This window comes from Streptomyces sp. 2323.1, assembly GCF_900221035.1.
Classification (GTDB): domain Bacteria; phylum Actinomycetota; class Actinomycetes; order Streptomycetales; family Streptomycetaceae; genus Streptomyces; species Streptomyces sioyaensis.
Genome location: NZ_LT907981.1, coordinates 2,122,930 through 2,149,348, shown reverse-complemented (window position 1 = coordinate 2,149,348; position 26,419 = coordinate 2,122,930). Strand labels below are relative to the sequence as shown.

Here is a 26,419-nt window from a genome sequence, read left to right as displayed (position 1 = left end):
GCGGAGACCTGCGCGCCAAGGGGGCACCCGGGACGAAGTAGGCTGAGCCCCATGCCCGAACGCCGTACCGTCGCCCTTGTCACCCTTGGCTGCGCCCGTAACGAGGTGGACTCGGAGGAGCTCGCAGGCCGCCTGGCAGCGGACGGCTGGGAGCTCGTCGAGGAAGCCGCCGATGCCGATGTCGCCGTCGTCAACACCTGTGGGTTCGTCGAGGCCGCCAAGAAGGACTCCGTCGATGCCCTGCTGGAAGCCAACGATCTGAAGGATCACGGCAGAACCCAGGCCGTGGTGGCGGTCGGCTGCATGGCCGAGCGCTACGGCAAGGAGCTCGCCGAGGCGCTGCCGGAGGCCGACGGCGTGCTCGGCTTCGACGACTACGGCGATATCTCCGGCCGTCTGCAGACCATCCTGAGCGGCGGCATCCACGCCTCGCACACCCCGCGCGACCGCCGCAAGCTGCTGCCGATCAGCCCGGCCGAGCGGCAGGACGCCGCCGACGTCGCGCTGCCCGGCCACGCGCAAGACACTCCGCCCGAGGACCTGCCGGAGGGCGTCGCACCGGCCTCCGGACCGCGGGCGCCGCTGCGCCGCCGGCTCGGCAGCAGCCCGGTGGCCTCGGTGAAGCTGGCGTCCGGCTGCGACCGGCGCTGCTCGTTCTGCGCGATCCCGTCCTTCCGCGGCTCCTTCATCTCCCGCCGGCCCTCCGACGTGCTCGGAGAGACGCGCTGGCTGGCCGGTCAGGGCGTCAAGGAGATCATGCTGGTCTCCGAGAACAACACGTCCTACGGCAAGGACCTCGGCGACATCCGCCTGCTGGAGACGCTGCTGCCGGAGCTGGCGGCCGTCGACGGCATCGAGCGGATCCGGGTCAGCTACCTCCAGCCGGCCGAGATGCGGCCCGGCCTGATCGACGTGCTGACCGGCACCGACAAGGTGGCGCCCTACTTCGATCTGTCCTTCCAGCACTCGGCGCCCGGCGTGCTGCGCGCGATGCGGCGCTTCGGCGGTACCGACAGCTTCCTGGAGCTGCTGGAGACGATCCGTACGAAGGCGCCGCAGGCCGGCGCCCGCTCCAACTTCATCGTCGGCTTCCCCGGGGAGAGCGAGAGCGACCTCGCGGAGCTGGAGCGCTTCATCACCGAGGCCCGGCTCGATGCCATCGGTGTCTTCGGCTACTCCGACGAGGACGGCACCGAGGCCGCCTCGTACGAGGACAAGGTCGCCCCGGACGTGGTCGCCGAGCGGCTGGCGCGGGTGTCGCGGCTGGCCGAGGAGCTGACGGCGCAGCGTGCCGAGGAGCGGGTCGGCGAGACGGTGCGGGTGCTGGTCGACCGGACCGACGACGAGGACGGCATCGTCGGGCGGGCCGCGCACCAGGCGCCGGAGACCGACGGCGTCACCCTGCTGTCGACCGACCAGGAGCTGGAGCCCGGTCGTATGGTCGAAGCAAAGGTGGTGGCGAGCGAGGGGGTCGACCTCGTCGCGGAGGTGCTGTCGGTGGAGGGCGCGGGGTGTACCGAGGAGGCGGCCAGATGAGCGGGATCCCGGCTTCCGCAGCGGGTGGCCCGCGCCCGGCGCCGGTCGTCCGGCAGGCCGGGCTGTGGAACATCGCCAATGTCCTGACGATGCTGCGGCTGGTGCTGGTCCCGGCCTTCGTGGTGCTGCTGATGCACGACAACGGCACCGATCCCGTCTGGCGCGTCTTCGCCTGGGCCGCCTTCGCCGTCGCCATGATCACCGACATCTTCGACGGGCATCTGGCGCGCGCGTACAACCTGGTCACCGACTTCGGCAAGATCGCCGACCCGATCGCGGACAAGGCGATCATGGGTGCCGCGCTGATCTGTCTGTCGGTGCTGGGTGATCTGCCGTGGTGGGTGACCGGGGTGATCCTCTTCCGGGAGCTCGGGATCACGCTGATGCGGTTCTGGGTGATCAAGCATGGGGTCATTCCGGCCAGTCGTGGCGGCAAAATCAAGACATTGGCGCAGGGCACCGCGGTCGGGATGTACGTCCTGGTGCTGACCGGTCCGCTGGCGACCTTCCGCTGGTGGGTGATGGCGGTGGCCGTGCTGCTGACCGTCGCCACCGGGCTCGACTACGTCCGGCAGGCCGTGGTGCTGCGCCGGGCCGGACTGGCCCGCGAGCGGGCCGAGCGGGCCCGCCCGGCCGAGAGGGACACGGCCCGGTGAACGGGCCGGGTTCTGCCGCGGCCGGGGCGCTGGAGCTGCTCGCCGGACGGGGACAGAGCCTGGCGGTGGCCGAATCGCTGACCGGCGGCCTGGTGGCGGGCGCCCTGACCGCCGTCCCCGGGGCCTCCCGGGTCCTGCGGGGCTCGATCACGGCATACGCCACCGATCTCAAGCAGGAGCTGCTGGGCGTGGACGCTGCCCTGCTGGCCGCGCGCGGGGCCGTGGACGGCGAGGTCGCGCGGCAGATGGCGGGCGGTGTGCGGCGGGTGCTGGGCGCCGACTGGGGGATCGCCACCACGGGCGTGGCCGGGCCCGATCCGCAGGACGGACATCCGGTGGGCACGGTTTTCGTGGCGGTCCGGGGACCGGAGGGTGCCGGGGCGGTGCGCCGGCTGGCGCTGGCGGGGGACCGCGACCGGATCCGAGAGGACACCATCCGGGCCGTGCTCGCACTGTTGTTGAGCGAACTTGCAGAAAATAAGCGGGCACAGGATACGGAACAACACGGGGGGAATGGATGTTTGCAGCCCTGAGTGAACACGTACTTGCGCCCGGCACTGGTACCGCCCGAGGCGGTACGGTGGGGCGAGAAGGATCCGGATCCGAGGTCCGAGGAGGGAGCCAGCGATGATTCTGCTTCGTCGCCTGCTGGGTGACGTGCTGCGCCGACAGCGTCAGCGCCAGGGCCGAACCCTGCGCGAGGTCTCTTCCTCCGCCCGGGTATCGCTCGGCTATTTGTCCGAGGTGGAGAGGGGGCAGAAGGAGGCCTCCTCCGAGCTGCTCTCGTCGATCTGTGACGCGCTGGATGTGCGCATGTCCGAGCTCATGCGGGAGGTCAGCGACGAGCTTGCGCTCGCCGAGCTGGCAGCGTCCGCGGCCGCGAGCGACCCGGTGCCCGCACCGGTACGGCCGAAGCTCAATTCGGTGTCCGTCACGTCCCTGGCCGGTGTGCCCGAGGACCGCGTGACCATCAAGTCCCCGGCCGACGTCGTGGATGTCGTCGCGGCCTGACACCCCTGTTCGTACGCATCGAAGCCCCGGCGGGCAGCACCCGGCCGGGGCTTTGTGCTGCCCGCCGGGAGCGCGGGCGGCGGTGCCTGCGGGAATGTCCGGCCGGACCGCGCGGCCGCTCCTCCCGGGCGATTCATTTGTACGATGACAAAACCGGATAAATCGCCCGAACAGGAGTATCTGGATGTCTGTGGTCAAGAGCACGCTGTCCGACGAAGGCCGCGGCATCGTCGGGCACGCCCTCCAGGGCGCGCTGGTCGATCTGGTGGACCTGTCCCTCGTGGCGAAGCAGGTGCACTGGAACGTCGTCGGTCCGCGCTTCCGCTCCGTACACCTCCAGCTCGACGACGTGGTCGCCAGCGCGCGGGCGCATGCCGACACGGTGGCCGAGCGGGCGTCCGCGATCGGGGTGCCCCCCGACGGGCGCGCTGCCACCGTCGCCAAGACCAGCGGCATCCGCGAGATCGGGGACGGCTGGATCAAGGACGGTGACGTGGTGCGGGCGATGGTGGAGGCGCTGTCCGCGGTCATCGGCCGGATGCGGGAGCGGATCGTGGCGACCGCGGACCCGGACCCGGTCAGCCAGGACATCCTCATCGGTCTGACCGGTGACCTGGAGAAGCACCACTGGATGTTCCAGGCCGAGGCCCACTGACGGAGCGCGGCGCCCGCCGAGGGGCCGCCCGGGGCCCTGTCCGTCGAGTTCGCGGCGCCGTTCCCTCCGGGTGTGCGAGACCGTCCACGCGCCGGGAATGCCCCGGTGCGCCCTCCCGCCGGGCGGCGGGTCCCGTCTAGCGTCGGCCGGAGGAGGCAGCCATGGGGTGGCGTGACGTCACGGCCCGCGGGCGGGCCGGCCGGCACCCGCGGGCCGTACCGGGGCGCTGGATATCCGCGGCCGTCCTCGGGGGCGTGTGGTGGTGGGCCGCGGCCCGGCTGGTGCTGTGGCCGCAGTCGGCGGGGGTGGTCGAAGGGGCCGTCGTCGTGGGCGGCTGGGGGCTCAGTCTGCTGCCGGTGCACTGTGTTCCGTGGACGGAGCGGGGGGACGGGATCTGCCGCCGGGTTCTGGGGCGGGTGGTTCGGGGGCTTCGGGGGCGTCGGGGCGGTCGTCGTTGACCAGAGCATGGCGACGCCGGCGTTCGGGCGGAGGGTCTGGCCGGTTGTGAAGGGCGGGGCGGCTGAGGCCGGGTACGGCTTGGCGGGTGCGAGGGCTGCTGGCACTGAAGGCGCGAGGTCTGTGTTCGGGGTCAGCCGGTGGCGTGGTCGCCCGGTGGGTCGGGCTGGCAGGTGGGGCACCAGTAGGTGACGCGTTCCTCGGTGGTGGGGTCCTGGGTGGCGGTGCGGATCGCCGTTCCGCAGCGCAGGCAGGGGCGGCCGGCCCGGCCGTAGACCCACAGCCGGCGATCGGGGCGGGCGCTGGGTGTGGTGGTGCGGGCGGGGCGGCGCTTGTTGGCGTCGAGCAGCTTCTTGGCGAGGGTGGGCACGCGCTCGGGGTGGGGCAGCTGCCCCACCGGCAGCCAGGGGGAGGCGCGCAGCAGAAAGCACAGCTCGGACTTGTAGACATTGCCGATGCCGGCGAGATTGCGCTGGTCGAGCAGGGCCTCGCCGAGCGGCCGTGCCGGGTCACAGGACAGCCGGCGCAGGGCCTCGGCAGGGTCCCAGTCGGGGCCGAGGAGGTCGGGTCCCAGATGGCCGACGACCCGTGGTTCCTCGGCCGTGCGCAGCAGATCGAGGACGGGCAGGCGGTAGCCGACGGCGGTGTGGTCCGCGGTGCCGAGGATCGCCCGGATCTGGTGGGCGGGGCCGCCGCGCCAGCGCTCGGCCGGGGCGTAGATCTTCCATGCGCCGTCCATCCGCAGATGGGAGTGGAGGGTGAGGCCGCCCTCGAAGCGGGTGAGGAGGTGCTTGCCGCGCGGGACCACGTCCAGCACCCGGCGGCCGGTCAGATCCACCGTTGCGAGCCGGGGTACCCGCAGTTCGCAGCGGGTCAGCGGGCAGCCGGCCAGCGCTTCGTGCAGCCGCTGGGCCAGACGCCAGACGGTGTCGCCTTCGGGCATGCCCCCATCATGCCGGGAGGGGCGCGTGGGGGTGGAGGAGCGGACGGTGTCGCGGCGCCGTGCGCATCACCCCCGTAGGCGCAGGCCGCGCGGGGTCGGGTGGAAGCCGGCGGACTCCAGGGTGGCGGCAAAGGGGGAGGTCAGCGCCGCGGTGCCGTTGATGCGTTCGGTGGTGATGGTGCCCAGGGCGCCGGCGCGGGCGGCGTCGGTGAGGGCCTCGACGGCGAGCTGGAGGCGCGGGTCGCCGGCGGCCCGGGCCGGGTCGTGGCCGAGCGGCCAGACCAGCAGGGTCTTGCCGCCGCGCTCCATGTAGAGCGTCAGCTCGCCGTCGACCAGGACGACCAGGGAGCCCGCCTTGCGGCCGGGCTTGTGGGTGGATCCTTCGGGCGGCTCGGGCCAGGGCAGGGCGGCGCCGTAGGCGTTGGCGGGGTCCGCGGCGGCCAGCAGGACGGCGCGCTGCGGGCCGCCGCGCCGGGACGGCGCCGGGCCGCTGTCCGGCAGCGCCTCGTCGGCGGTGCGCTCCCGCTGGGTGCTGACCGCGCGCAGCCGGTCCACCGCGCCGTCCATCGCGAACTGGGCGGCGCCCAGCCCCTCCACCACATAGCCGCGGCGGGCCTGGCCGGACTCCTCGAAGGCGGCCAGTACGCGGTAGGCGGCGGAGAAGCCGCCTTCGACGCCCTCGGCGGCGACCGCACCGCGGGTGACGATGCCATGGCGGTCCAGGAGCGCACGGGCCAGGGCGTGGGCGCGGTGCGTGGGGTCCGGTTCGGCGGCGGGCAGCAGTGACCAGCGGCCGCCCACGGTCGGCGGGCCGGACCGGGAAGCGGTGGGGCGGCCGCTGCGGCCCGCGCCCACGGGGTGTCCCCAGCGGCCCCGGGGGGTGGCGCGGCGGGCGCGATGGGCGGTGGAGCCGGCGGTCCGGCCCGAGCCGAGGAGGGCGCGCAGCGGGGCCAGGGTGTCGTTGGTCAGCCGGCCCGACCAGGCCAGCTCCCACAGCGCGTCGGCCAGTTGTGGGTCGGTGGCATCGGGGTGGGTGGTGGCGCGGACCTGGTCGGCGAGCTGGCGGAAGAACAGGCCGTATCCGGGGGCGAGGGCGGTCAGCAACGACTCGTGCAGCGCGGACAGTTCCAGCGGGAGCGGCGGCGGGAGCAGCAGCGGGGCGGTGTCGGCCAGATGGAGGGAGAGCCAGCCGTCCTTCCCGGGGAGGGCGCCGGCGCCGGCCCACACCACCTCGCCGGTGGCGGTGAGTTCGTCCAGCAGCGCGGGGGTGTAGCCGCCGACGCGGGACGGGAGCACCAGCTTCTCCAGGGCGGACGCGGGCACCGGCGCGCCCTGGAGCTGCTCGATGGCGCGCGCCAGGCCGTCGATGCCGCGCAGACCGTGCGTCGCGCCGCCGGACACCGCCGGCGCGCCGCTCACCGGAGCCGGGCGCGGGGCGCCGACGTGCTGCCACTGGGGGAGGAAGGCGGCGAGCGCGGCGGGCGGCACCGGCTCCAGCTCCTCGCGCAGGGCGGCCAGCGAGCGGCGGCGCAGCCTGCGCAGCACCTGGACGTCGCACCACTCCTGGCCGATGCCCGCGGGATGGAACTCCCCCTGGACGACCCGACCGGCGGCAGCGAGGCGGTGCAGCGCGCCGTCCGTGACGGCCGTGCCCAGGCCGAAGCGGGCGGCTGCCTGCTCGGAGGTGAACGGGCCGTGGGTACGGGCGTACCGGGACAGCAGATCGCCGAGCGGGTCCTTGACCGGTTCGGTGAACGACTCCGGGACGCCGACCGGCAGCGCCGTGCCCAGCGCGTCGCGGAGCCGGCCGGCGTCCTCGACGGCGGCCCAGTGGTCGGCGCCGGCGATCCGCACCCGCAGGGCGCGGCGGGCGGCGGCCAGCTCCCCGGCCCATGCCGGATCCGCGCCGCGCTCGGCCAGCTCGGCGTCGGTCAGCGGGCCCAGCAGCCGCAGCACATCGGCGACCCCCTCGGCGTCCTTGACCCGCCGGTCCTCCGTGCGCCACTGCAGCTCGCGCTCCAGCTCGGCCAGCACCTCGGCATCCAGCAGCTCACGCAGCTCGGCCTGGCCCAGCAGCTCGGCGAGCAGCCGGGAGTCCAGGGAGAGCGCGGCGGCGCGGCGCTCGGCGAGCGGCGAATCGCCCTCGTACAGGAACTGGGCGACATAGCCGAACAGCAGCGAGCGGGCGAACGGGGACGGCTCGGGGGTGGTGACCTCCACCAGGCGGACCCGGCGGGCCTCGAGGTCGCGCATCAGCTCCGTCAGACCCGGTACGTCGAAGACGTCCTGGAGGCATTCCCGAACGGCTTCCAGCACGATCGGGAACGACCCGAACTCGCTGGCCACCTGGAGGAGTTGGGCGGCCCGCTGACGCTGCTGCCACAGCGGGGTGCGCTTGCCGGGGCTGCGCCGCGGCAGCAGCAGGGCCCGGGCGGCGCACTCCCGGAAACGGGAGGCGAACAGCGCGGACCCGCCGACCTGGTCGGTGAGGAGCTGGTCGACCTCGCCGTGGTCGAAGGCGACATCGGCGGCCCCCACCGGGGACTGTTCCGGGTCGTACTCCGTGCCCCGGGCGTGCAGGCCCGGGTCGGCGGCCGGGTCGAAACCGGCGTCGCCGTCGAGGAGATCGAGGCCCATCAGATCGGCATCGGGCAGCCGCAGCACGATGCCGTCGTCGGCGTGCATCACCTGGGCGTCCATGCCGTAGCGCTCGGCGAGACGGGCGCCCAGCGCCAGCGCCCAGGGGGCGTGCACCTGCGCGCCGAACGGGGAGTGGATGACCACCCGCCAGTCGCCCAGCTCGTCGCGGAACCGCTCCACGACGATCGTGCGGTCATCGGGGACATGGCCGCAGGCCTGTTTCTGCTCGGCGAGATAGCTCAGCACATTGGACACCGCCCAGTCGTCCAGCCCGGCGGCGGACAGCCGGGCCCCGGCCTCCTCGGGGCCGAGCGAGCCGATCTCACGGAGGAACGCGCCGAGCGCCCGGCCCAGTTCGAGGGGGCGGCCGAGCTGGTCGCCCTTCCAGAACGGCAGCCGTCCCGGCACCCCGGGGGCGGGGGTGACCAGCACCCGGTCACGGGTGATGTCCTCGATGCGCCAGGACGTCGTGCCGAGCGTGAAGACATCGCCGACGCGGGACTCGTAGACCATCTCCTCGTCGAGCTCTCCGACCCGTCGCCCACCCCCCTTACTGGACTCGCTGCCCGCCAGGAACACCCCGAACAGGCCGCGGTCGGGGATCGTGCCACCGGAGGTGACGGCCAGCCGCTGGGCTCCGGGGCGTCCCGTGACGGTCCGGGCGACGCGGTCCCACACCAGACGCGGCCGCAGTTCGGCGAAGGCGTCCGAGGGATAGCGGCCGGCGAGCATGTCCAGTACGGCCGTGAACGCCGACTCGGGGAGCGCGGCGAACGGGGCCGCCCGCCGGACGACGGCCAGCAGCTCCTCGACGTCCCAGGTCTCCATCGCGGTCATGGCGACGAGCTGCTGGGCGAGCACGTCCAGGGGGTTGGCCGGCACCCGCAGCGCCTCGATGGCACCCGAGCGCATCCGCTCGGTGACCACGGCCGCCTGCACCAGGTCGCCGCGGTACTTCGGGAAGACGATGCCCGTCGAGACCGCGCCGACCTGGTGCCCGGCCCGGCCGACGCGCTGCAGCCCGGACGCCACCGACGGCGGGGACTCCACCTGGACGACCAGATCGACCGCGCCCATGTCGATGCCCAGCTCCAGGCTGGACGTGGCGACCACGGCCGGCAGCCGGCCGGCCTTCAGATCCTCCTCCACCTGGGCGCGTTGCTCCTTGGACACCGAGCCGTGGTGGGCCCGGGCCAGCACGGGGGGCGCACCCTTGGCGGCGCCGGCCTCCGCCATCAGCTCCGCGGGGGAGTGGTGCTCGGGCAGGGCCTCTCCCGTCGCCCGCTCGTAGGCGATCTCGTTGAGGCGGTTGCACAACCGCTCCGCCAGGCGGCGGGAGTTGGCGAAGACGATCGTCGAGCGGTGGGCCTGGACGAGATCGGCGATCTTCTCCTCGACCTGCGGCCAGATGGACGGCTTCTCGCCGGTCTCGCCCTCCTGGACCGGTGAGCCGCCCAGTTCGCCCATGTCCTCCACCGGCACGACCACCGAGAGGTCGAAACGCTTCCCGGACGGCGGCTGCACGATCTCCACCCGGCGCCGCGGCGACAGATAGCGGGCCACCTCCTCCACCGGGCGCACCGTCGCCGACAGCCCGATCCGCCGCGCCGGGCGGTCCAGCTGCTCGTCCAGCCGCTCCAAGGAGAGCGCCAGATGCGCGCCGCGCTTCGTGCCGGCGACGGCATGCACCTCGTCCACGATCACCGTCTCGACGCCCGCCAGCGCCTCCCGGGCCGAGGACGTCAGCATCAGGAACAGCGACTCCGGGGTCGTGATGAGGATGTCCGGCGGGCGGTTGGCGAGCGACCGGCGTTCGGCGGGCGGGGTGTCCCCGGAGCGGATGCCGACCGTGATGTCCGGCTCCGGCAGCCCCAGACGGACCGACTCCTGACGGATGCCCGTCAGCGGACTGCGCAGATTGCGTTCGACATCGACGGCCAGCGCCTTCAGGGGCGAGACGTACAGCACCCGGCAGCGCTTCTTCGGCTCGGCGGGTGGCGGAGTGCTCGCCAGCGCATCCAGGGAGGCGAGGAAGGCGGCGAGCGTCTTGCCGGAGCCAGTCGGCGCCACCACGAGGACGTCACTGCCCGCGCCGATCGCCTGCCAGGCACCTTCCTGCGCGGCGGTGGGCGCGCTGAACGCCCCGGCGAACCAACCGCGGGTCGCGGGCGAGAACGAGTCGAGCGCTGCCTGGGCCATGTCCCCCATCGTGCACCGGACCACTGACAACGCGGTCCGCCCCCGCTGCCACCTGTGCGTTCCCCGGCCGCCGAGGCCGCCCGCCGCCCGGCCGTCCACGCTTCGGACGTGCAGACCGGCGGCCACGGGCCGGACGCAGAATGGCGGCATGGTCATGGTCAGCGGGGACGGTGCGGCCGACGGCGGCCCCGGCGCCGGCGTCACGCCGCGGGCGCGTGGCGAGTGGGCGCGTCACTGGCGCTACGCGGGGCTGCCCGGCCTCGATCTGCTGCGCGCCCGCTACGTCCGGCACTCCTTCCCCCGCCATGCCCACGACGGGTATGTCGTCTGCGCGGTCACCTCCGGTATCGAGGAGGTCGGGTTCCAGCAGGGCACCGTCCGGGCCGGCCACGGCGGCATCATGATGATCAACCCGGAGGTTGCGCACACCGCGCGGGCCGGCGCCCCCGAGGGCTGGAGCTACGCCACGCTCTACCCCTCCTCCGACGTCGTCGCCGAGATCGCCGCGGAGACCACGGGGCTGCGCGGCACCGCGGGATTCGACGAGACGGTCGCCGAGGACCCGCACCTCGGCCACATGATCACCGAGATCCACCGGGCCGCCGAGGCCGGCAATGCGCTCGCCGCCGACAGCCTGCTGCGGATCCTCGTCGCCCGGCTGCTGCGCCGCTACGGAGGCCCGCTCCCGGTGCGCACCCCCCGGAGCGCCGGCGCCCGCACCGCCGCCCGCGCGCGGACCGTTCTGGAGGAGCGGATGGCCGACCCGCCCTCCCTGGAGCGGCTGGCCGAGGAGCTCGGGACCGGCCCGTTCGCGCTGCTGCGGGCCTTCCGGAGCGCCTACGGGATGCCGCCGCACACCTGGCTCACCGATGCCCGGGTGCGCCGGGCCCGCCGGCTCCTGGAAGCGGGCAGCGCCCCCGCCGACGCGGCCGTCGCCGTCGGCTTCACCGATCAGCCTCACCTCAACCGGCACTTCACCCGGATCGTCGGGGTGCCCCCGGGCGCGTACCGCAGGGAGCGCGCGGCAGTGCCGGGCGGGACGGGGGCTGCCGGTGAAGGGCAGCCCACCCGGGGCGCAAGAACGTACAAGACCGCCGAGGGCACCGGCTCCTAACGTCCGGGGCGTGGCAGAACAGACAGACATACGCACCCCGGGGCGGGCCGCAGAGCCGCCGGCCGTCTCCGCGAAACCCGACTCCGCCGTCATCCGGGACGCGCTCGGAGTCGGCGTCGCCGTCGGCCTCTCCGGATTCGCCTTCGGCGTGACCTCGGCCGGCGCCGGGCTCAGCCTCCTGCAGACCTGCGCGCTCAGCCTGCTGGTGTTCACCGGGGCGTCCCAGCTCGCCCTGGTCGGCGCGCTCGCGGCGGGCGGGAATCCGCTCACCGCCGCGGCCGCCGCCCTCTTCCTGGGCGCGCGCAACGCCTTCTACGGGCTGCGGCTGTCGGCCGTCCTCGGCTACCGGGCAACGGTGAAACCCCTCGCCGCCCACTGGGTCATCGACGAGACCTCCGCCGTCACCCTGGCCCAGCCCGACCGGCGCAGCGCCCGGCTGGGCTTCACGGTCACCGGGCTGACGCTGTACGTCCTGTGGAACCTCACCACCCTCTTCGGCGCTCTTGGTGCCGGAGCGCTCGGTGACACCGACGCCTGGGGGCTGGACGCGGCCGGCCCCGCGGTCTTCCTGGCGCTGCTCGCGCCCAAGCTCACGACCACCGTCGAGCGGCTCACGGCGGGCCTGGCCGTGGTGCTGGTCATGGTGACGCTGCCACTGCTGCCCACCGGTGTACCGGTGCTGGTCTCGGCGCTCGCCGCACCCGCCGTCCTCCTGGCGCAGGGGCGAGGGGAGCGCACCAGGGAGGCGGACGGGACGGAGCAGCCCGGCACCGGCCCGGAGGGCACCGGGCCGCCGCCCGCGCCGCAGGATGGCACCGCGCCCCAGGAAGGAGCCGCGCAGATGCGCCACACCACCGGGGAGGACCGGGCATGAACGTCTGGATCGCGATCGCCGTCACCGCCGTCGGCTGCTACCTGATCAAGTATCTCGGTCTGGCGGCGCCCGCCGGCCTGCTGGAGCGTCCGCTCGTCAAACGGCTGGCCGCCCTGCTGCCGGTGGCCCTGCTGGCCGCGCTCACCGCCCAGCAGACCTTCAGCGACGGCCGGTATCCGATGCTCGACGCCAAGGCCGCGGGGGTGGCCGCCGCGGCCCTCGCGCTTGTCCTGCGGGCGCCGTTCCTCCTGGTCGTAGGGGTCGCCGTGATCGTCACCGCGGGGGTGCGGGCCCTGGGAGGCTGAGCGCTCAGCCCAGGGGGCGCCCGTACGCCCGCAGGGTCAGCAGCGCCTTGAGCGTCACCATCGGGCGGCTCTCCAGTGCCGTCCCGGGTGCCCACACCCGCCAGTTGACCGGCCAGCCGCCGTCCTTCTCCTGGAGCGCGGCGAGGTGGTCCAGCGCCCGGTCCATCTCCCCGTCGGTGAACCAGCTGCGGGCCAGCGAGCCGGGGGCGGCGGCGAAGTCGTACGCCAGGTGATGTTCCCCGGGGGCGTACCCCGGCGCCACCGGGACATCAGCGGCCTGCTCCGGGTCCAGCAGAACCAGCTGCTGCTCCCGTACGAGCCGGCCGAGGCGCTGCGCTGCGGCGGCCGCCCGCGGCCGGTCCGGGGCGCCGTCCAGGAAGGCCACCGCCGCTTCGACCTCGTACGGATGGGTCTCCTCCAGCGACTCCACGGCCGCCCAGCAGTAGTCCGTGGCCCGGAACAGCCAGGCGTGCCACACCTCGTTGCGGTGCAGCACCCCCACCACGGGGCCGGTGGCCAGCAGTGCGCTCGGCGGATCGTCGACCACCGGGATCCAGGGCGCGGCCGGATAGCCGCGCAGTGAGGGGTGCAGCGCCGGCAGCGCGCCCTCGGGGGTGGAGATCTTCGTCAGATAGCGGCAGATCCGCTCCACCTGGCGGCCGTCACAGCGGCCGATCAGATCGAGCACCTTCAGGGCGTGCGCGGTGTGCAGCGGCTGGCTGACCGGGCCGCGGAGATCGGGCTCCAGGGCGTGACCGAAGCCGTCGTCGTCGTTGCGGTACGCGGCGAGCGCGGTCTCGACCGGGTCGGGCCCGCCGCCGAGGAAGTGGTACTCGAAGAGCCGCTGCTCGAGCACCCGGGCGGTCAGCCAGATGAAGCGCTCGGCACGCGCCAGAGGGGTCGAAGGTGGGCTTACGTTGTCGGCCATGGCCCGACCGTAAGGCGGAAAGTCCCCGCGGGGACCGGCTCGCGCACCGGTGCCCTCCCAGGACGGATTCGGAAGGCCTGCGGTTGACGGCCTGCAGGCCGCCGGACGGGCGCCCTGACCGGCTGATGGATGCTTGGTGCAGGGAGATGCGGGATTCCCGGAGGGCTCCGTACGGCCGTACGGGCGCGATGCGACGGAAAAGTGCAGATCAGAGTGGGTACGGAGCGGAATTCATGCGGTTGACGATCTTCTGGGAGCGGATGGCGGACCACTTCGGTGCGGCGTACGCCGACTCCTTCGCACGTGATCATGTGATGTCCGGCCTCGGCGGCCGGACCGTGCACGAGGCGCTGGATGCGGGATGGAGCGCCAAAGAGGTGTGGCGGGTGGTCTGCTCGGTGATGGACGTGCCGCCCGAGAAGCGCTGAGCGGGCGGCGGTTCCACCCCCTGACCTGGGCGGAAAGGGTCCGGGCGGCGGCCCGCCGCAGCCGGGCCGCACGGGCCAGGGCCGGGGATGTCACAGCAGTGCGCGACACTTGGCTCCGTGCCTGAGCCAGATGAGATCAGCAACGACGTCCCACGCCCCGAGGAGCGGGCCGATGCGCGGATGCCGCGCTGGCTGCCGCGCGCCATGGTGCTCGCGCTCGCCCTCGTGGCCTGCTTCCAGCTCGCCACCTGGGGATTCCACCAGCTGATCACCCTGCTGCTGAACGTGCTGATCGCGTTCTTCCTCGCGCTGGCCGTCGAACCGGCCGTCGACTGGATGGCGGCCCGGGGCATGCGGCGCGGACTGGCCACCGGCCTGGTCTTCCTGACCATCCTCGTCGCCGCTGCCGGATTCTTCGCCCTCCTGGGCTCCATGCTCGCCGGGCAGATCACCACCATGGTGGAGGAGTTCCCGCAGTATCTGGACTCCCTCATCAGCTGGATCAACAACACCCTGCACACCCATCTGTCCCGGGTCGAGGTGCAGAACAACCTGCTCAAGTCCGACTGGCTGCAGAAGTACGTCCAGGACAGCGCCAACAACGTCCTGGCCGTCTCCGCGACGGTGCTGGGCAGCCTGTTCAACCTGCTGACCGTGGCCCTGTTCTCGTTCTACTTCGCCGCCGACGGCCCCCGGCTGCGCCGTGCGCTGTGCTCCGTACTGCCGCCGCACCGCCAGGCGGAGGTGCTGCGCGCCTGGGAGATCGCGGTCGCCAAGACCGGTGGCTATCTCTACTCCCGCGGGCTGATGGCACTGATCTCCGGCGTCTCGCACTACGTCCTGCTGGAGGTCCTCGGCGTGCCGTACGCCCCGGCGCTGGGCATGTGGGTGGGGCTGGTCTCCCAGTTCATCCCGACCATCGGCACGTATCTCGCGGGCGCGCTGCCCATCCTGCTCGCGTTCACCGTCAACCCCTGGTACGCGCTGTGGGTCTTCGGTTTCGTCGTGACCTACCAGCAGTTCGAGAACTACCTCCTGCAGCCGCGGATCACCGCCAAGACGGTGGACATCCATCCCGCCGTCGCCTTCGGCTCGGTCGTCGCCGGCACGGCCCTGATGGGCGCGGTGGGCGCACTGATCGCGATCCCGGCGACGGCGACGCTGCAGGCGTTCCTCGGTGCGTACGTCAAGCGGTACGAGGTCACCGACGATCTACGGGTCCGCGGCAGGCGCGGCCGTGGCGTCAGCGCCCTGGCCCGGGTCCGGCGGACCCTGCGCGCCGACCAGCCGTCGTCCCCACTGGAGGACCGGGAGGCGGAGGGCGCCCAGGGGGAGGGGCAGGGCGCTCTCTGACGGCTCCGGGGGGCCGTGTCCGCTCCGGGACTGGCGTCTGTGCTGCCATGACCGGACAACTAGGCACCGGCTACCGGGACGCTCGGGCTCTGTACCTGGTGCAGATGCAGAGCACCGGTCGATCAGCGGAACGGGCCGTCGTCGGCGAAGGCGTGCGCGGCGAAGCGAGTGCCCATCCGGTGGTATGCGGCGGCAGTGGGGTGCAGGCCGTCGGCAAGGTCATCCACCTCGTCCGGACCGAGCAGCGTGCGGCCGTCGAGATAGTGGAGGTGGGGATCGCGTGCTCGCCGGGCCGCCACGATTCGGGCCAGTTCGTCACGGACCACCTTCAGCGACAACGCCCCACGGGCCACATCGGCCGGGTCGCCCAGGGCTGTGATCTTCCCGTCCGGGCCGATCGCGGTCGGGCCGGGAGTCGCGTCGAGTGCCGGACAACTCACCGGGGACATCAGCAGCAGCGGGATGTCCGGGTGCCCCTCCCGGATCGTGTCCAGGAATCCGTGCACCGCCGGGCCGAACGTCCGCAGCCGGAAGGCGGCCAGGGCCACGATGTTGATGCCTACCTTCAGGCTGATCAGGTCGGCGGGCATATCGCGGATCGTCCGGGCGACATAGGGGTCCAGCATGTCGTTGCCCGCCTGGCTGAGGTTGATCACCTCCACTCCCCCGAGCGAAGCCGCCACGACCGGCCAGGTGCCGGTCGGGCCGTCGGCTTCGAGGCAGTGGCTGATGGAACTGCCGTGGTGCACCCAGCGGCGCCGGCCGTCCGGCGGCGGTGCCAGCACCTCGCCGTCAGCACGTAGCGCCACCAGTTCCGTGGGGGTCTGCTGCGGCAGCCACAGCTCGACGTTCTTCATGCCAGCCGGCAGCCCGTCGAACCGTACGGTCCCCGGCGTCCCCGGGACCAGTCGCTGCGCGGTCCCGGGGCTCGCCATCCGCATCACATTGCCCAGAGGTGCTTGCCGGCGCCCGGCGTGGGCGCCGTCCACCAGCAGTTCCAGCATCCCGGTCGGGCGAGGGTGGGGGTCGGTGTCGAGCTGCCCTGTGGAGGTGAGTACCTCGAACTCCAGCTCACGCGCATCGGTGCGGAACACCAGCCGCACCCCCGAAGGCATCACCGTCGGGCCGTGGACCGACGGGTCCTGGTACTGCTCCTTGGTCCACGCGGGCAACCGGCGAGGCATCACCCCCGCCTGCGTCTCCTCCAAGTCCAGCGCACCCCGTAACTCCACCGGCCCGCCCACCAGCGGAAATGCCCGCATCGCCACCGTCATCGCTCCCCAACGCTCCGGTCCGGATGCGTGTACGCACCCGCGAGTTCTCCCACCGCCACCCTGACACGCAGCACTCGTTGCCACATCACACTTCGCTGGACCGAACGGGCTGCTGCTCCACCCTCATTGACAGCGATCGACCTTCACCGGCACGGGACACGGTTGTCCCGTGTCAGAGAAGGCTGAGCAGTGTCGTCGAAGCTTGAGTGACTCAGGTCATTTCTTTGGTGCCGGGGAACCGGGGTGGCGGACCGTCGCGGCGAGGAGTCGCAGCGCGGCGTGGGCAGGTGGGCCCCAGGTGCGCTTGCCACCCGGACGGCCGTGGACGCCGGCCTCTCCAATGAGGAGGCAGGCGAGGGCTTTCCACACTGCCCAGCCGCGGGCGCGGCGCAGGGTCGCGGGGTCCGGGGCCGGCTGATATGCGGCGTGGAAGCGCTCGATGGCGCCGTCCGGCAGCAGCATCCACGCGGCGGCGAGGTCGCAGGCCGGATCGCCCGCAAAGAGGTCGCCGAAGTCAATCACGCCGCAGAAGGTGCCGTCCGCGGTGAGCACGTTGGCCGGATGCAGATCGCCGTGCAGCCACAGTGCCGGCCCCGTCCAGTCGGGCGCGGCGACGGCGTCTTCCCAGACCGCGCGGACGGCGTCCGGGTCGGGGATCAGCCCCGTTTCGGTGGCCGAGGCCAGCTGCTGGGCAAAGCCCTCGGCACGGTCGGCCAGCGGGCCCCCACGGTCGCGGCCGGTCGGTGCCCCTTCGGGGGCAGGCCGGTGAAGAGCGGTCAGGAAGGCGGCCAAGGTGTCGGCCGCCTCCGCGGCGCGCGTGGCGGGGGCGAGGTCGGCGGGCGTTCCCGGCACCCAGGTGGTGACGATCCAAGGCCGCGGAAACCGCTCCGAGGGCTCGCTGAGGCGCTGCGGGACGGGGACCGGCAAGGGCAGGTGCGAGGCGAGAGCAGGAAGCCACTCGTGCTCCTTGCGCAGGAGGGCGTCCGCGGACGGTGTCGCCCAGGGCAGCCGGACGGCGAGGTCGTCGCCGAGCCGCCACAGCTGGTTGTCCCAGCCGCGCGCGCCGAGTTTCACAGGGAGACCGGCCAGGTCCGGGTGCTGGTCGTGCAGCAGATCCCGGACCAGCTCTGCGGTGATCTCGATCTCGGAAGGGGTCATGCGGAGCCACGCTAGTCGGACAGTGACCCGCCGTTCGTGACGCCCAGCACTCAGTGCCGCGCAAACGTCGATGGCACGAACTCACCGATCATCGACCTTCAATGGCAAAGATCAAGGGTCGGTGGCCCGGGACATGGTGCCGGCAGCTGGTGCGGGGCGCTGCTTGACACGAAAATCGAACATCCATTCTCATTGGGGATCAGGCCTGTGTCCTCGGGCATTTCCGCGGAGTTATCCACAGGCCGGAGCCGGGTCCGGGCGCATTGTCAGTGGCAGGCGTTAGCGTCATGGACGTGAAGCGATCGACTCAAGCAAATCGGGTGGAACCCATGGCAGGCACCGACCGCGAGAAGGCACTGGACGCCGCGCTCGCACAGATTGAACGGCAATTCGGCAAGGGCGCCGTGATGCGCATGGGGGAGCGGTCGAAGGAGCCCATCGAGGTCATCCCCACCGGCTCCACCGCCCTCGACGTCGCGCTCGGCGTCGGCGGCCTCCCCCGCGGCCGCGTCATCGAGGTCTACGGCCCGGAGTCCTCCGGTAAGACGACCCTGACCCTGCACGCCGTCGCGAACGCCCAGAAGGCCGGCGGCTCCGTCGCGTTCATCGACGCCGAGCACGCCCTCGACCCCGAGTACGCCAAGAAGCTCGGCGTGGACACCGACTCCCTGATCCTGTCGCAGCCGGACAACGGCGAGCAGGCCCTGGAGATCACGGACATGCTGGTCCGCTCCGGCGCGCTCGACCTCATCGTGATCGACTCCGTCGCCGCCCTGGTGCCGCGGGCCGAGATCGAGGGCGAGATGGGCGACTCCCACGTCGGCCTCCAGGCCCGGCTGATGAGCCAGGCGCTGCGCAAGATCACCAGCGCGCTCAACCAGTCCAAGACCACCGCGATCTTCATCAACCAGCTCCGCGAGAAGATCGGCGTGATGTTCGGCTCGCCGGAGACCACGACCGGTGGCCGTGCGCTGAAGTTCTACGCCTCGGTGCGCCTCGACATCCGCCGCATCGAAACCCTCAAGGACGGCACGGACGCGGTCGGCAACCGTACCCGCGTCAAGGTGGTCAAGAACAAGGTCTCCCCGCCGTTCAAGCAGGCCGAGTTCGACATCCTCTACGGCCAGGGCATCAGCCGTGAGGGCGGTCTGATCGACATGGGTGTGGAGCACGGATTCATCCGCAAGTCCGGCGCCTGGTACACCTACGAGGGCGACCAGCTCGGCCAGGGCAAGGAGAACGCCCGCAACTTCCTCAAGGACAACCCGGATCTCGCCAACGAGATCGAAAAGAAGATCAAGGAAAAGCTGGGCATCGGTGTGAAGCCGCAGGACCCGGCGGCGGACCCCGGCGCGGACGCCGCGGTGGCAGCGGGCGAACCGGCTGCCGCAGCTCCGGCACCGGCGGCGAAGGCCGCCAAGGGTTCCAAGGCCGCCGCGGCCAAGAGCTAGCCCGTCATGACACGGCGAACGGAATGGCCGGACAGCGGGGATGCCCCCGGCAGCGCTGCCGGCGACGCCGAGACCCGTAGCGGCCGCAGGGGCCGTCATGGCCATACGGACAGCGGTGGTCCCTCCTCGTCGAGGGCCGAGTCGGGACCGCCGCGTACGCCCGAGGAGCAGGCGCGGGCCATCTGCCTGCGCCTGCTCACCGGGAGCGCGCGGACCCGCAAGCAGCTCGGGGACGCCCTGCGGCAGCGGGGCATCCCCGAGGAGGCCGCGGAAGAGGTGCTGTCGCGGTTCGAGGACGTCGGGCTGATCGACGATGCGGCCTTCGCCGACGCCTGGGTGGACTCCCGCCACCACGGCCGGGGCCTGGCCCGGCGCGCGCTGGCCCGCGAACTCCGCACCAAGGGGGTGGACTCCACCCTCATCGAGGAGGCCGTCGGCCGCCTCGACTCCGCACAGGAGGAGTCCACCGCCCGTGAATTGGTCGACCGCAAGCTACGGGCCACCAGGGGCCTGGACCGCGAAAAGCGGCTGCGCCGCCTGGCCGGAATGCTGGCCCGCAAGGGCTACGGGGAAGGGCTCGCCCTGCGCGTCGTCAAGCAGGCACTGGAAGAGGAGGGGGAGGATCCGGAACTTCTGGACGAGCACTGTCTGCCGGAAGAGGGGTGAGGACTCGCGTACGGAGGGGGAGCGGAGCCCCCCCGGAACATCAGCCCCTCAACGCCACATCCCCCACAGCTCCCCCCACCCCCAACCCTGCCCCACGCCAAGCCTGGAATCCGCCTGCCAGGTCGGTCGCCCGGTGCAGGCCCAAGTGGCGGAGGGAGAGGGCTGCGAGGCTCGAGGCGTAGCCCTCGTTGCAGATGACCACGACCGGCAGAGCGTGATGGGTTGCCTCCGGGGCGCGGTGGTCGCCCGTCGGGTCGAGCCGCCATTCCAGCTCGTTGCGCTCGACGATCAGCGCGCCGGGGATGGTGCCGTCCCGCTCCCGCAGCTCCGCGTAGCGGATGTCCACCAGCAGTCCGCCGGCCTCCTGGACCGCGGCGGCCTCCCGGGGGCCGACCCGGTGCCCCAGTTCCCGCCGGGCCCGCGCCAGCAGCTCGTCGACCGCGCTCATGTCCACTCCTCCGGCTGCTCGACCGCTTCGACCCGCAGGACCGCCCCGGTACGGCTGTAACGGCGCATCAGCGGCAGCGGCGGGTAGTAGGCGTGCACCGACACCGCATGGGTGTCCTGGGAGGTGTTGAGCACCTGGTGCACATGGTGCGGGCCGAACGCCCGGCCGCGGCCGTCGCCGAGCCTGCGCTCCCGGTCCACGCCCTCGGCGAGTTCCAGCGTCGTCCAGCCCTCGGTGGGCAGCGGGGCGGCGAGCGACTGTTCCGTCAGCTCACCGGAGGCGGCCGCGAAGGCGCCGTGCGAGCCGCCGTGGTCGTGCCAGCCGGTGCCGGTGCCGGGCGGCCAGCCGATCAGCCAAGCCTCGCTGCCGCCCGGCCCGGCCAGCCGGATCCAGGTACGGCCTTCGGGGTCGAGCGGGAGCGAGGCGATGAGCGCCGGGTCCGCGGCGCTGCGGCGGACGAAGTCGAGGAGTTCGGCTGCGCTCGGCCCGCCGTCATGGCCGGAGGCATGCGGGTGCGCAGGGGTACGTACGTCGGGCACGGAAACCGTCCTGAATGATCGCGAAGAGGCGCGGCTGCCGTGCAGAGGCGGGCGGCCGCGCGGGGGAGAAGAAGCGGATCAACAGGAGGGACGACACATGCAGCCCGCATAGCGGACCAGGTCGAGATGGACCCTCCGCCAGAATCGCGAGCCGTGTTCAGTCATTCTCGGAGTGAAGCACGGAGGTTCCGACAGGGTCAACAGCGGACCCCTCCCCCTCCTCGGCTCCGTTGCCGTCGGACGCCGCGGAGTTCCCGGTTCCGTCGGACCGCGGGGTCCGCCCTGCCGCGGCCTGACGCCCGTGTGCCCCGCCCCGTACGGCGTCCGCGCAGGCGGCCATGTCGGCCGGGCGGACACCGGACAGGGTGGTGACCAGATGGCCGTCCGGCCGGACCAGCAGCACGGTGTGGGCGGCCGCGCCCGGATAGGCCTCGGTGACCAGGATCTCGGCGTCCATCGGCAGCGCCTCGACCGCTTCGGCCAGCCGGGGCATCAGGCCCGCCGACTGCCAGTGCCGCCGGTCCCAGACGCCGGTGCCGGGCGCCACCAGCACCACCAGCAGGCCGTGCCCGAGCCGGTCGCGCAGCCGGACCACCGAGCCGTCGGACGCGGTCACCGCCACATCCGCGACCGGTGCGCCGGGCAGCGTCTCGACGGGCGGCCCGCCGGTGTGCTCGGCGGGTGGTGCCAGCGGGGTGCGGGCGTAGACCGGGGGTGCGCCAAGGGGGCCGCGGCCCAGGTGGCCGTCGGTCAGCAGGGTGCTGCGGCCGCGCACCGCGCCGGGCAGGACGGTCCGCCAGCGGGCCGCGCCGCCGTCCCGGAGCAGCGGCAGCGCCTGGTCGGCGGCGCGCAGCCGGGCCGCCACGGCGCCCCGGCGCTCGGCCTGGTAGCTGTCGAGCAGCAGCTCGGAGGCGCCGTGGTGCCAGGCCAGGCCCAGCTTCCAGGCGAGGTTCTCGGCGTCCCGCAGGCCTTCGTCCAGGCCCTGGGTGCCGAGCGCGCCCAGCAGATGCGCGGCGTCCCCGGCGAGGAACGCCCGGCCCTCCCGCCAGCACCGGGCCAGCCGGTGGTGGACGGTGTGCACACCGGTGTCGAGGAGTTCGTAGGGCGGGACCTGGCGGCCGTGGCCGCGGCCGCGTGCGAGTGGTCGGCCGCCCCCGTCGCCGGTCTCGTCGGCAGCGTCCGCGGGCGGGTCGGTGGTCCAGCCGGCCAGGGAGTCGCGGATCCGGGCGACCAGGGCGTCCGGGGTGACCAGTTCCCGCCCCGGTGGCAGCAGCCAGTCCAGCCGCCAGACGTGGTCGGTCAGCGGACGGGCCGAGACCTCGCTGCCCGGACCGCCGCCGTGCCGGGTCGGCGAGCGGTGCAGCAGGGCCTCGCCGGGCCAGGGGAGTTCGCAGCGCAGCGCGGCCACCGCATGCCGCTCCACGGCCGTCCGGCCCGGGAAGCGGATGTCGAGCAGCTTGCGGACGGTCGAGCGCGGGCCGTCGCAGCCGATCAGGTAACTCCCGCGCCACCAGGTGCCGTTGGGGCCGCGGGTCTGGGCGCTGATGCCGTGCCCGTCCTGTTCGAGCGCGGCCAGCCGGCTGCCGGTGACGACCTCGGCGAGCGGCTCGTCGGCGAGTGCGGCGCGCAGGGCGCGGGTGAGCGCGTGCTGGGGGAGGTGCAGCGGGGACGCGGTGGCGGGGGCGACGGCCGGGCCGTCCGGGGCGAAGGCGACGCGTTCCAGCAGCCGGCGGCGGCGCATGGTGCGCCAGGCCGTCCAGCGGGTGCCGGCGGTCTCCAGGGCGTCGGCGCAGCCGATCCGTCCGACGAAGGCGGCGGTGTCCTGGCGGAGCACGGCGGTGCGGGCGGGCCGGGTGTCCTCCTGGCCGGTGGTCTCGTCGAGGACGACGGTGGGGACGCCCAGACGGGCGAGGGCGAGCGAGAGGGAGAGGCCGACCGGGCCGGCCCCGACGACGATCACCGGGTCCACGGCGCAGCTCCCCGGGGCCGCTGGTACGTACGGGACAGGCGGGAACTGGCAGTTGGAGCCCGGTGCGCGATCACACAGCGTATGCAACCCACTGCGGCCGCTCGCGTCAAGTGACGGAGGCGGTGGCGCCGGTGCCACCGCCTCCGGAGGGTCTCTTCCCGGCCGTGGCCCGCGGTCGTGCCGTCAGGGCCGGCCGGGGGTCACGGACACACCCTCACTCCTGCTTGGCCGCCGGCCCGCCGGGGACCGCGTCGGCCACCTCCATCGCATCGGCGGCCGCCACCGGCTCACCGGCCGACGCCACCTCGATACCGGTCCTGGTGCGGCGGCCGCGCCGCTCGATCCAGTTGGCGAGGGAGGACAGCGCCAGGCACATGCCGACGTAGATGCTGCCGGTGACGATGATGACCGGGACGTAGGTGTCATTGCCGTTGACGATGATGTTGGTGCTCATCTGCCGGGCGGTGAAGAGCAGTTCCTCGAAGGTGATGATGTAGCCGAGGGAGGTGTCCTTCAGGGTCACCACGAGCTGGCTGATGATCGTCGGCAGCATCGCCCGGACGGCCTGCGGGATCAGCACCGTCGTCATGACCTGCGTCTTGCTCATGCCCAGCGCGTAGGCGGCCTCGCGCTGTCCCGTCGGCACGGAGTTGATGCCGGCCCGCAGCACCTCGGCCTGCACCGCACCGTTGTAGACGGTCAGCCCGATGACCAGCGCCCAGAACTGCGGCTGGCTGCCGGCGAGCCCGAGGCTCTCCCGGTTGGCGAGCAGGGTCACCCACACCGCATAGATCGTGATCAGCAGCGGGACGGCGCGGAAGAGCTCGATGAAGCCGGTCGCCAGCCAGCTGACCGGCTTGTGGTCCGAGAGCCGGGCCACCGCGAGCAGCACGCCCAGCGCCAGCGACAGCACCGCCGCCACCGCGAAGACCTGCAGGGTCGTCAGGACGCCGTCGCGGATGCCGGTGCGCACTCCGGCATTGTTGAAGATGTTCCACACCTCGGGTTCGAGCTGCCCCCGGCTGTTCAGCCGCAGGAAGGCGAACGCGATCAGCCCGAGCACCGCGAGGGAGCCGAGGACGGAGTAGAGGCGGTTGCGCGTCTTCGCCTTCTGTCCGGGTACGTCGTAGAGAACGCTGGCGCCGCTCATGCCTTTACCTCGCTTCGTTCCGCCCCGCCGTTGTGCGGCGCCCAGGTCGTGCTGTTCCCTCTGCCGCGTCCGCCGGTCATCGGGCGACTCCCATCCGGCGCTCCAGCAGCCGGAAGAGACCGCTGATGGAGAAGGTGATGACGAGGTAGCTGAGCGCGGTCCACAGGAAGATCCAGGCGACCGTGTATCCCTTGTCGTTGAGCAGCTTGGAGACGCTGAACAGCTCCGGGAAGCTGAAGGCGCCGGCGATCGCGGAGTTCTTGGTCAGCGCGATCAGGATGCTGCTCAGCGGGGCGAGCACGGTGCGCGTGGCCTGGGGGAGCACGATCAGGCGCAGCGTCTGGGTGAAGGTCATACCGATGCTGCGGGCGGCTTCCGCCTGGCCCAGCGGCACGGTGTTGATGCCGGAGCGCACCGCCTCGCACACGAACGAGGAGGTGTAGAAGCCCAGCGCCAGCGTGGCCAGCACGAACGGGCTGGCGCCCTGGAAGAGGATCTGCGGCACGACGAAGAACGCGACGAGGAACAGCAGCGTCAGCGGGGTGTTGCGCAGGACTGTCACCCAGGCCGTCCCGAAGGCGCGCAGCGGCGGAATCGGGGAGACCCGGAAGCCGGCTATGAGCACGCCGAGCACCAGGGCGAGCAGCCCGCTGGACGCGGTGATCTCCAGGGTTCCGAGGAATCCGTCGCGGAACTCGGGCAGATAATCGAGGAGTACGTTCATGGGGTCTCCGCGGTAGCGGTCATCAGGTCGGCGGCGGGGGACGGCCCAGGGGCCGGGAAGCGGGTGACGACAGCGCGCCCCGTACACCCGCCGCGGCGGGCGTACGGGGCGGCGCCGTCACAGAAGAGAAACCGGAAGCCTCAGTACCGCGGCAGCGGGGTCTCCGGGGCGACGTACTTCGAGCCCGACTTGCCGAGCGTGCCTTCGTACGCCTTCTTGTAGTCGCCGTTCTTGATGTGGTTCTCCAGGGCCTTGGTGATCTCGTCACGCAGGGCCTTGTCGTCCTTGCTCATGCCGACGCCGTAGGGCTCCTTGGTGAACGGCTTGCCGACGACCCGGAGCTTCTCGGGGCGCTGGGCGGCGTAGCCCTTGAGGATCGCGTCGTCGGTGGTGACCGCGTCGGCGCCGCCGTCCAGCAGGACCTTCACGCAGTCCGAGTACTTGCCCAGCTCGGTGGTGTCGGCACCGTACTTCGACTTCTTGATCTCCTGGAGCGGGGTGGACCCGGTGATCGAGCAGACCTTCTTGCCCTTGAGGGAGTCCGGCCCGGTGATGCTCTTGTCGTCCTTGCGCACCAGGAGGTCCGCGCCGGCCGTGTAGTACGGGCCCGCGAAGCCGACCTGCTTCTTGCGCTCGTCGTTGATGGTGTACGTGCCGACGTAGTAATCGACGTCGCCGTTGGAGATGGTGGTCTCGCGGACGTTGGAGTCGATCGTCTTGAACTGGATCTGCTTCGTGGAGAAGCCCAGGTCGGCGGCGACCATCTTGGCGATCTCGATGTCGAAGCCGGAGTACGTGCCGGTGCCGGGGTCCTTGAAACCGAGGAACGGCTGGTCGGCCTTGACGCCGATCACGATCTTCTTGGCCTTCAGGGCCTTCTTCAGCACCGGAGAGTCGATCTTCGGGGCGGCCGCGACCTTGTAGTCCTTGCTGAACACGTCGCCGCCGGCCGGCTTGTCGCCGGCCGTGCCCGACTCGCCGCCGCAGGCGGTCGCCGTCGCCGCCAGCGCGAGCACCATGGCACCGGCCGCAGCAGTTTTACGAATCCTCATGGTGAACATCCTTTGGTTCAACAAGTGGTGGCAATGAGGGTGGCCCAACTGCGGCCTCAGTGATGCAGGATCTTCGACAGGAAGTCCTTGGCGCGTTCGCTGCGCGGGTTGTTGAAGAACTGGTTCGGCTCGGCCTCTTCGACGATGCGGCCGTCCGCCATGAAGACGACCCGGTTCGCCGCGGAGCGCGCGAACCCCATCTCATGGGTGACCACGATCATCGTCATGCCGTCCCGGGCGAGCTGCTGCATGACGTCCAGCACCTCATTGATCATCTCCGGGTCCAGCGCGGAGGTCGGCTCGTCGAACAGCATCACCTTCGGGTCCATCGCCAGCGCGCGGGCTATCGCCACGCGCTGCTGCTGACCGCCGGAGAGCTGTGCGGGGTACTTGTCCGCCTGGGTGCCGACACCGACCCGGTCGAGCAGCGCGCGGGCCTTCTTCGCCGCCGCCGCCTTGTCGGTCCTGCGGACCTTGGTCTGCCCCAGCATCACGTTCTCGAGCACCGTCTTGTGCGCGAAGAGGTTGAACGACTGGAAGACCATGCCGACATCGGCGCGCAGCCGGGCCAGCTCGCGGCCCTCCTGCGGCAGCGGCTTCCCGTCGATCGTGATGCTGCCGGAGTCGATGGTCTCCAGGCGGTTGATCGTGCGGCAGAGCGTCGACTTGCCCGAGCCCGAGGGCCCGATCACGACGACGACCTCACCGCGGTTGATCGTCAGGTCGATGTCCTGGAGCACGTGCAGCGCGCCGAAGTGCTTGTTCACGTTGTCCAGCACGACCAGCCGGTCCGCTGCGGGCGCAGGACCCCCGGCGTTCTTGGTCACCGATACTTCGCTCATCGGCGGGTAGCTCCGTCCTCCTCGATTGGGGAGGACCCTAGTAATGCC

26 protein-coding genes are annotated in these 26,419 nt (G+C 72.3%); 13 read left to right on the top strand and 13 right to left on the bottom strand.

Annotation, left to right across the window (positions count from 1 at the left end):
- Positions 1–51: 51 nt before the first annotated feature.
- The 6 genes from rimO to CPH93_RS08585 all read left to right on the top strand — a co-directional run bounded on the left by rimO (position 52) and on the right by CPH93_RS08585 (position 4,316).
- Positions 52–1,536, top strand: coding sequence for a 30S ribosomal protein S12 methylthiotransferase RimO (gene rimO, locus CPH93_RS08610; protein ID WP_096212473.1), 1,485 nt, complete (start codon positions 52–54; stop codon positions 1,534–1,536).
- The gene (gene pgsA, locus CPH93_RS08605) at positions 1,533–2,192 is read left to right on the top strand and encodes a CDP-diacylglycerol--glycerol-3-phosphate 3-phosphatidyltransferase (protein ID WP_093485458.1); all 660 of its coding nucleotides are present in this window, start codon (positions 1,533–1,535) and stop codon (positions 2,190–2,192) included. The genes rimO and pgsA overlap by 4 nt, the downstream gene beginning before the upstream one ends.
- Positions 2,189–2,725 (top strand): CinA family protein, encoded by a 537-nt coding sequence (locus CPH93_RS08600; RefSeq protein ID WP_093485459.1) that lies wholly within the window; start codon positions 2,189–2,191, stop codon positions 2,723–2,725. Before pgsA ends, CPH93_RS08600 begins: the two co-directional genes overlap by 4 nt.
- A 94-nt stretch (positions 2,726–2,819) precedes the next feature.
- Positions 2,820–3,203: a helix-turn-helix domain-containing protein gene (locus CPH93_RS08595; RefSeq protein ID WP_018092941.1), complete on the top strand. Its 384-nt coding sequence runs from the start codon at positions 2,820–2,822 to the stop codon at positions 3,201–3,203.
- A gap of 184 nt (positions 3,204–3,387) precedes the next feature.
- A complete protein-coding gene (locus CPH93_RS08590; RefSeq protein ID WP_096212472.1) occupies positions 3,388–3,858 on the top strand; it encodes a Dps family protein in 471 nt (156 codons plus the stop codon).
- 161 nt (positions 3,859–4,019) lie between these two features.
- Positions 4,020–4,316 (top strand): hypothetical protein, encoded by a 297-nt coding sequence (locus CPH93_RS08585; protein WP_231977239.1) that lies wholly within the window; start codon positions 4,020–4,022, stop codon positions 4,314–4,316.
- Between the two features lie 131 nt (positions 4,317–4,447).
- On the opposite strand, the gene CPH93_RS08580 is transcribed toward CPH93_RS08585, so the two are convergent.
- On the bottom strand, positions 4,448–5,257 hold the full coding sequence (locus CPH93_RS08580; protein ID WP_096212471.1) for an Fpg/Nei family DNA glycosylase: 810 nt from the start codon (positions 5,255–5,257) through the stop codon (positions 4,448–4,450).
- Positions 5,258–5,323: 66 nt separating this feature from the next.
- Complete coding sequence (locus tag CPH93_RS08575; RefSeq protein WP_096212470.1) at positions 5,324–10,096, bottom strand: Lhr family helicase; 4,773 nt, start codon at positions 10,094–10,096, stop codon at positions 5,324–5,326.
- A gap of 148 nt (positions 10,097–10,244) precedes the next feature.
- On the opposite strand from CPH93_RS08575, the gene CPH93_RS08570 reads away from it, so the two are divergent.
- The 3 genes from CPH93_RS08570 to CPH93_RS08560 are packed head-to-tail and all read left to right on the top strand — an operon-like array spanning position 10,245 to position 12,389.
- Positions 10,245–11,210, top strand: coding sequence for an AraC family transcriptional regulator (locus tag CPH93_RS08570; RefSeq protein ID WP_096212469.1), 966 nt, complete (start codon positions 10,245–10,247; stop codon positions 11,208–11,210).
- A 10-nt stretch (positions 11,211–11,220) separates the two neighbouring features.
- Complete coding sequence (locus CPH93_RS08565) at positions 11,221–12,084, top strand: AzlC family ABC transporter permease (protein ID WP_096212468.1); 864 nt, start codon at positions 11,221–11,223, stop codon at positions 12,082–12,084.
- Entirely contained in the window at positions 12,081–12,389 is a 309-nt protein-coding gene (locus CPH93_RS08560; RefSeq protein ID WP_093485469.1) for an AzlD domain-containing protein, read from the top strand. The genes CPH93_RS08565 and CPH93_RS08560 overlap by 4 nt, the downstream gene beginning before the upstream one ends.
- Before the next feature lie 4 nt (positions 12,390–12,393).
- Here the strand turns inward: CPH93_RS08560 and CPH93_RS08555 are convergent, their stop codons facing one another.
- The gene (locus tag CPH93_RS08555; RefSeq protein WP_093485471.1) at positions 12,394–13,317 is read right to left on the bottom strand and encodes a hypothetical protein; all 924 of its coding nucleotides are present in this window, start codon (positions 13,315–13,317) and stop codon (positions 12,394–12,396) included.
- Positions 13,318–13,550: 233 nt separating this feature from the next.
- Between CPH93_RS08555 and CPH93_RS08550 the strand changes: the two genes are divergently transcribed.
- Positions 13,551–13,745 (top strand): DUF3046 domain-containing protein, encoded by a 195-nt coding sequence (locus CPH93_RS08550; protein ID WP_093649162.1) that lies wholly within the window; start codon positions 13,551–13,553, stop codon positions 13,743–13,745.
- A 117-nt stretch (positions 13,746–13,862) separates the two neighbouring features.
- Positions 13,863–15,098, top strand: a complete 1,236-nt coding sequence (locus CPH93_RS08545) for an AI-2E family transporter (RefSeq protein WP_096212467.1) — start codon at positions 13,863–13,865, stop codon at positions 15,096–15,098.
- Between the two features lie 122 nt (positions 15,099–15,220).
- Here CPH93_RS08545 and CPH93_RS08540 read toward each other — a convergent pair whose 3' ends face one another.
- Both CPH93_RS08540 and CPH93_RS08535 read right to left on the bottom strand, forming a co-directional pair.
- Positions 15,221–16,372 (bottom strand): GDSL-type esterase/lipase family protein, encoded by a 1,152-nt coding sequence (locus tag CPH93_RS08540; protein WP_096212466.1) that lies wholly within the window; start codon positions 16,370–16,372, stop codon positions 15,221–15,223.
- A 216-nt stretch (positions 16,373–16,588) separates the two neighbouring features.
- Entirely contained in the window at positions 16,589–17,530 is a 942-nt protein-coding gene (locus CPH93_RS08535) for an aminoglycoside phosphotransferase family protein (RefSeq protein WP_096212465.1), read from the bottom strand.
- Between the two features lie 329 nt (positions 17,531–17,859).
- Between CPH93_RS08535 and recA the strand changes: the two genes are divergently transcribed.
- On the top strand, positions 17,860–18,981 hold the full coding sequence (gene recA / locus CPH93_RS08530) for a recombinase RecA (protein WP_093485481.1): 1,122 nt from the start codon (positions 17,860–17,862) through the stop codon (positions 18,979–18,981).
- A 6-nt stretch (positions 18,982–18,987) separates the two neighbouring features.
- Positions 18,988–19,647: a recombination regulator RecX gene (gene recX, locus CPH93_RS08525; protein WP_096212464.1), complete on the top strand. Its 660-nt coding sequence runs from the start codon at positions 18,988–18,990 to the stop codon at positions 19,645–19,647.
- 40 nt (positions 19,648–19,687) lie between these two features.
- Here recX and CPH93_RS08520 read toward each other — a convergent pair whose 3' ends face one another.
- From CPH93_RS08520 to CPH93_RS08490, 8 genes are all read right to left on the bottom strand, one after another.
- On the bottom strand, positions 19,688–20,095 hold the full coding sequence (locus CPH93_RS08520) for a rhodanese-like domain-containing protein (protein ID WP_093485485.1): 408 nt from the start codon (positions 20,093–20,095) through the stop codon (positions 19,688–19,690).
- Positions 20,092–20,634, bottom strand: coding sequence for a cysteine dioxygenase (locus tag CPH93_RS08515; protein ID WP_093649167.1), 543 nt, complete (start codon positions 20,632–20,634; stop codon positions 20,092–20,094). Before CPH93_RS08515 ends, CPH93_RS08520 begins: the two co-directional genes overlap by 4 nt.
- A gap of 78 nt (positions 20,635–20,712) precedes the next feature.
- Positions 20,713–20,799, bottom strand: coding sequence for a putative leader peptide (locus CPH93_RS37410; protein WP_324846440.1), 87 nt, complete (start codon positions 20,797–20,799; stop codon positions 20,713–20,715).
- Entirely contained in the window at positions 20,792–22,603 is a 1,812-nt protein-coding gene (locus CPH93_RS08510; protein ID WP_093649168.1) for an FAD-dependent monooxygenase, read from the bottom strand. The genes CPH93_RS37410 and CPH93_RS08510 overlap by 8 nt, the downstream gene beginning before the upstream one ends.
- 214 nt (positions 22,604–22,817) lie before the next feature.
- Complete coding sequence (locus CPH93_RS08505; protein WP_093485491.1) at positions 22,818–23,753, bottom strand: amino acid ABC transporter permease; 936 nt, start codon at positions 23,751–23,753, stop codon at positions 22,818–22,820.
- Positions 23,754–23,829: 76 nt separating this feature from the next.
- Positions 23,830–24,477 carry an amino acid ABC transporter permease gene (locus CPH93_RS08500; protein ID WP_006602708.1) on the bottom strand — a complete coding sequence of 216 codons (648 nt, stop codon included), beginning with the start codon at positions 24,475–24,477 and terminating at the stop codon, positions 23,830–23,832.
- A 140-nt stretch (positions 24,478–24,617) separates the two neighbouring features.
- The gene (locus CPH93_RS08495) at positions 24,618–25,529 is read right to left on the bottom strand and encodes a glutamate ABC transporter substrate-binding protein (RefSeq protein WP_231977237.1); all 912 of its coding nucleotides are present in this window, start codon (positions 25,527–25,529) and stop codon (positions 24,618–24,620) included.
- Positions 25,530–25,585: 56 nt separating this feature from the next.
- Entirely contained in the window at positions 25,586–26,371 is a 786-nt protein-coding gene (locus tag CPH93_RS08490; RefSeq protein ID WP_093485495.1) for an amino acid ABC transporter ATP-binding protein, read from the bottom strand.
- Positions 26,372–26,419: the final 48 nt, after the last annotated feature.

Coding starts and splice junctions, on each gene's coding strand:
- rimO (WP_096212473.1), top strand. CDS start 52: ATGCCCGAACGCCGTACCGTCGCCCTTGTCACCCTTGGCTGCGCCCGT.
- pgsA (WP_093485458.1), top strand. CDS start 1,533: ATGAGCGGGATCCCGGCTTCCGCAGCGGGTGGCCCGCGCCCGGCGCCG.
- CPH93_RS08595 (WP_018092941.1), top strand. CDS start 2,820: ATGATTCTGCTTCGTCGCCTGCTGGGTGACGTGCTGCGCCGACAGCGT.
- CPH93_RS08590 (WP_096212472.1), top strand. CDS start 3,388: ATGTCTGTGGTCAAGAGCACGCTGTCCGACGAAGGCCGCGGCATCGTC.
- CPH93_RS08585 (WP_231977239.1), top strand. CDS start 4,020: ATGGGGTGGCGTGACGTCACGGCCCGCGGGCGGGCCGGCCGGCACCCG.
- CPH93_RS08580 (WP_096212471.1), bottom strand. CDS start 5,257: ATGCCCGAAGGCGACACCGTCTGGCGTCTGGCCCAGCGGCTGCACGAA.
- CPH93_RS08575 (WP_096212470.1), bottom strand. CDS start 10,096: ATGGCCCAGGCAGCGCTCGACTCGTTCTCGCCCGCGACCCGCGGTTGG.
- CPH93_RS08570 (WP_096212469.1), top strand. CDS start 10,245: ATGGTCATGGTCAGCGGGGACGGTGCGGCCGACGGCGGCCCCGGCGCC.
- CPH93_RS08560 (WP_093485469.1), top strand. CDS start 12,081: ATGAACGTCTGGATCGCGATCGCCGTCACCGCCGTCGGCTGCTACCTG.
- CPH93_RS08555 (WP_093485471.1), bottom strand. CDS start 13,317: ATGGCCGACAACGTAAGCCCACCTTCGACCCCTCTGGCGCGTGCCGAG.
- CPH93_RS08550 (WP_093649162.1), top strand. CDS start 13,551: ATGCGGTTGACGATCTTCTGGGAGCGGATGGCGGACCACTTCGGTGCG.
- CPH93_RS08540 (WP_096212466.1), bottom strand. CDS start 16,372: ATGACGGTGGCGATGCGGGCATTTCCGCTGGTGGGCGGGCCGGTGGAG.
- CPH93_RS08535 (WP_096212465.1), bottom strand. CDS start 17,530: ATGACCCCTTCCGAGATCGAGATCACCGCAGAGCTGGTCCGGGATCTG.
- recA (WP_093485481.1), top strand. CDS start 17,860: ATGGCAGGCACCGACCGCGAGAAGGCACTGGACGCCGCGCTCGCACAG.
- recX (WP_096212464.1), top strand. CDS start 18,988: ATGACACGGCGAACGGAATGGCCGGACAGCGGGGATGCCCCCGGCAGC.
- CPH93_RS08520 (WP_093485485.1), bottom strand. CDS start 20,095: ATGAGCGCGGTCGACGAGCTGCTGGCGCGGGCCCGGCGGGAACTGGGG.
- CPH93_RS37410 (WP_324846440.1), bottom strand. CDS start 20,799: ATGACTGAACACGGCTCGCGATTCTGGCGGAGGGTCCATCTCGACCTG.
- CPH93_RS08505 (WP_093485491.1), bottom strand. CDS start 23,753: ATGAGCGGCGCCAGCGTTCTCTACGACGTACCCGGACAGAAGGCGAAG.
- CPH93_RS08500 (WP_006602708.1), bottom strand. CDS start 24,477: ATGAACGTACTCCTCGATTATCTGCCCGAGTTCCGCGACGGATTCCTC.
- CPH93_RS08495 (WP_231977237.1), bottom strand. CDS start 25,529: ATGAGGATTCGTAAAACTGCTGCGGCCGGTGCCATGGTGCTCGCGCTG.
- CPH93_RS08490 (WP_093485495.1), bottom strand. CDS start 26,371: ATGAGCGAAGTATCGGTGACCAAGAACGCCGGGGGTCCTGCGCCCGCA.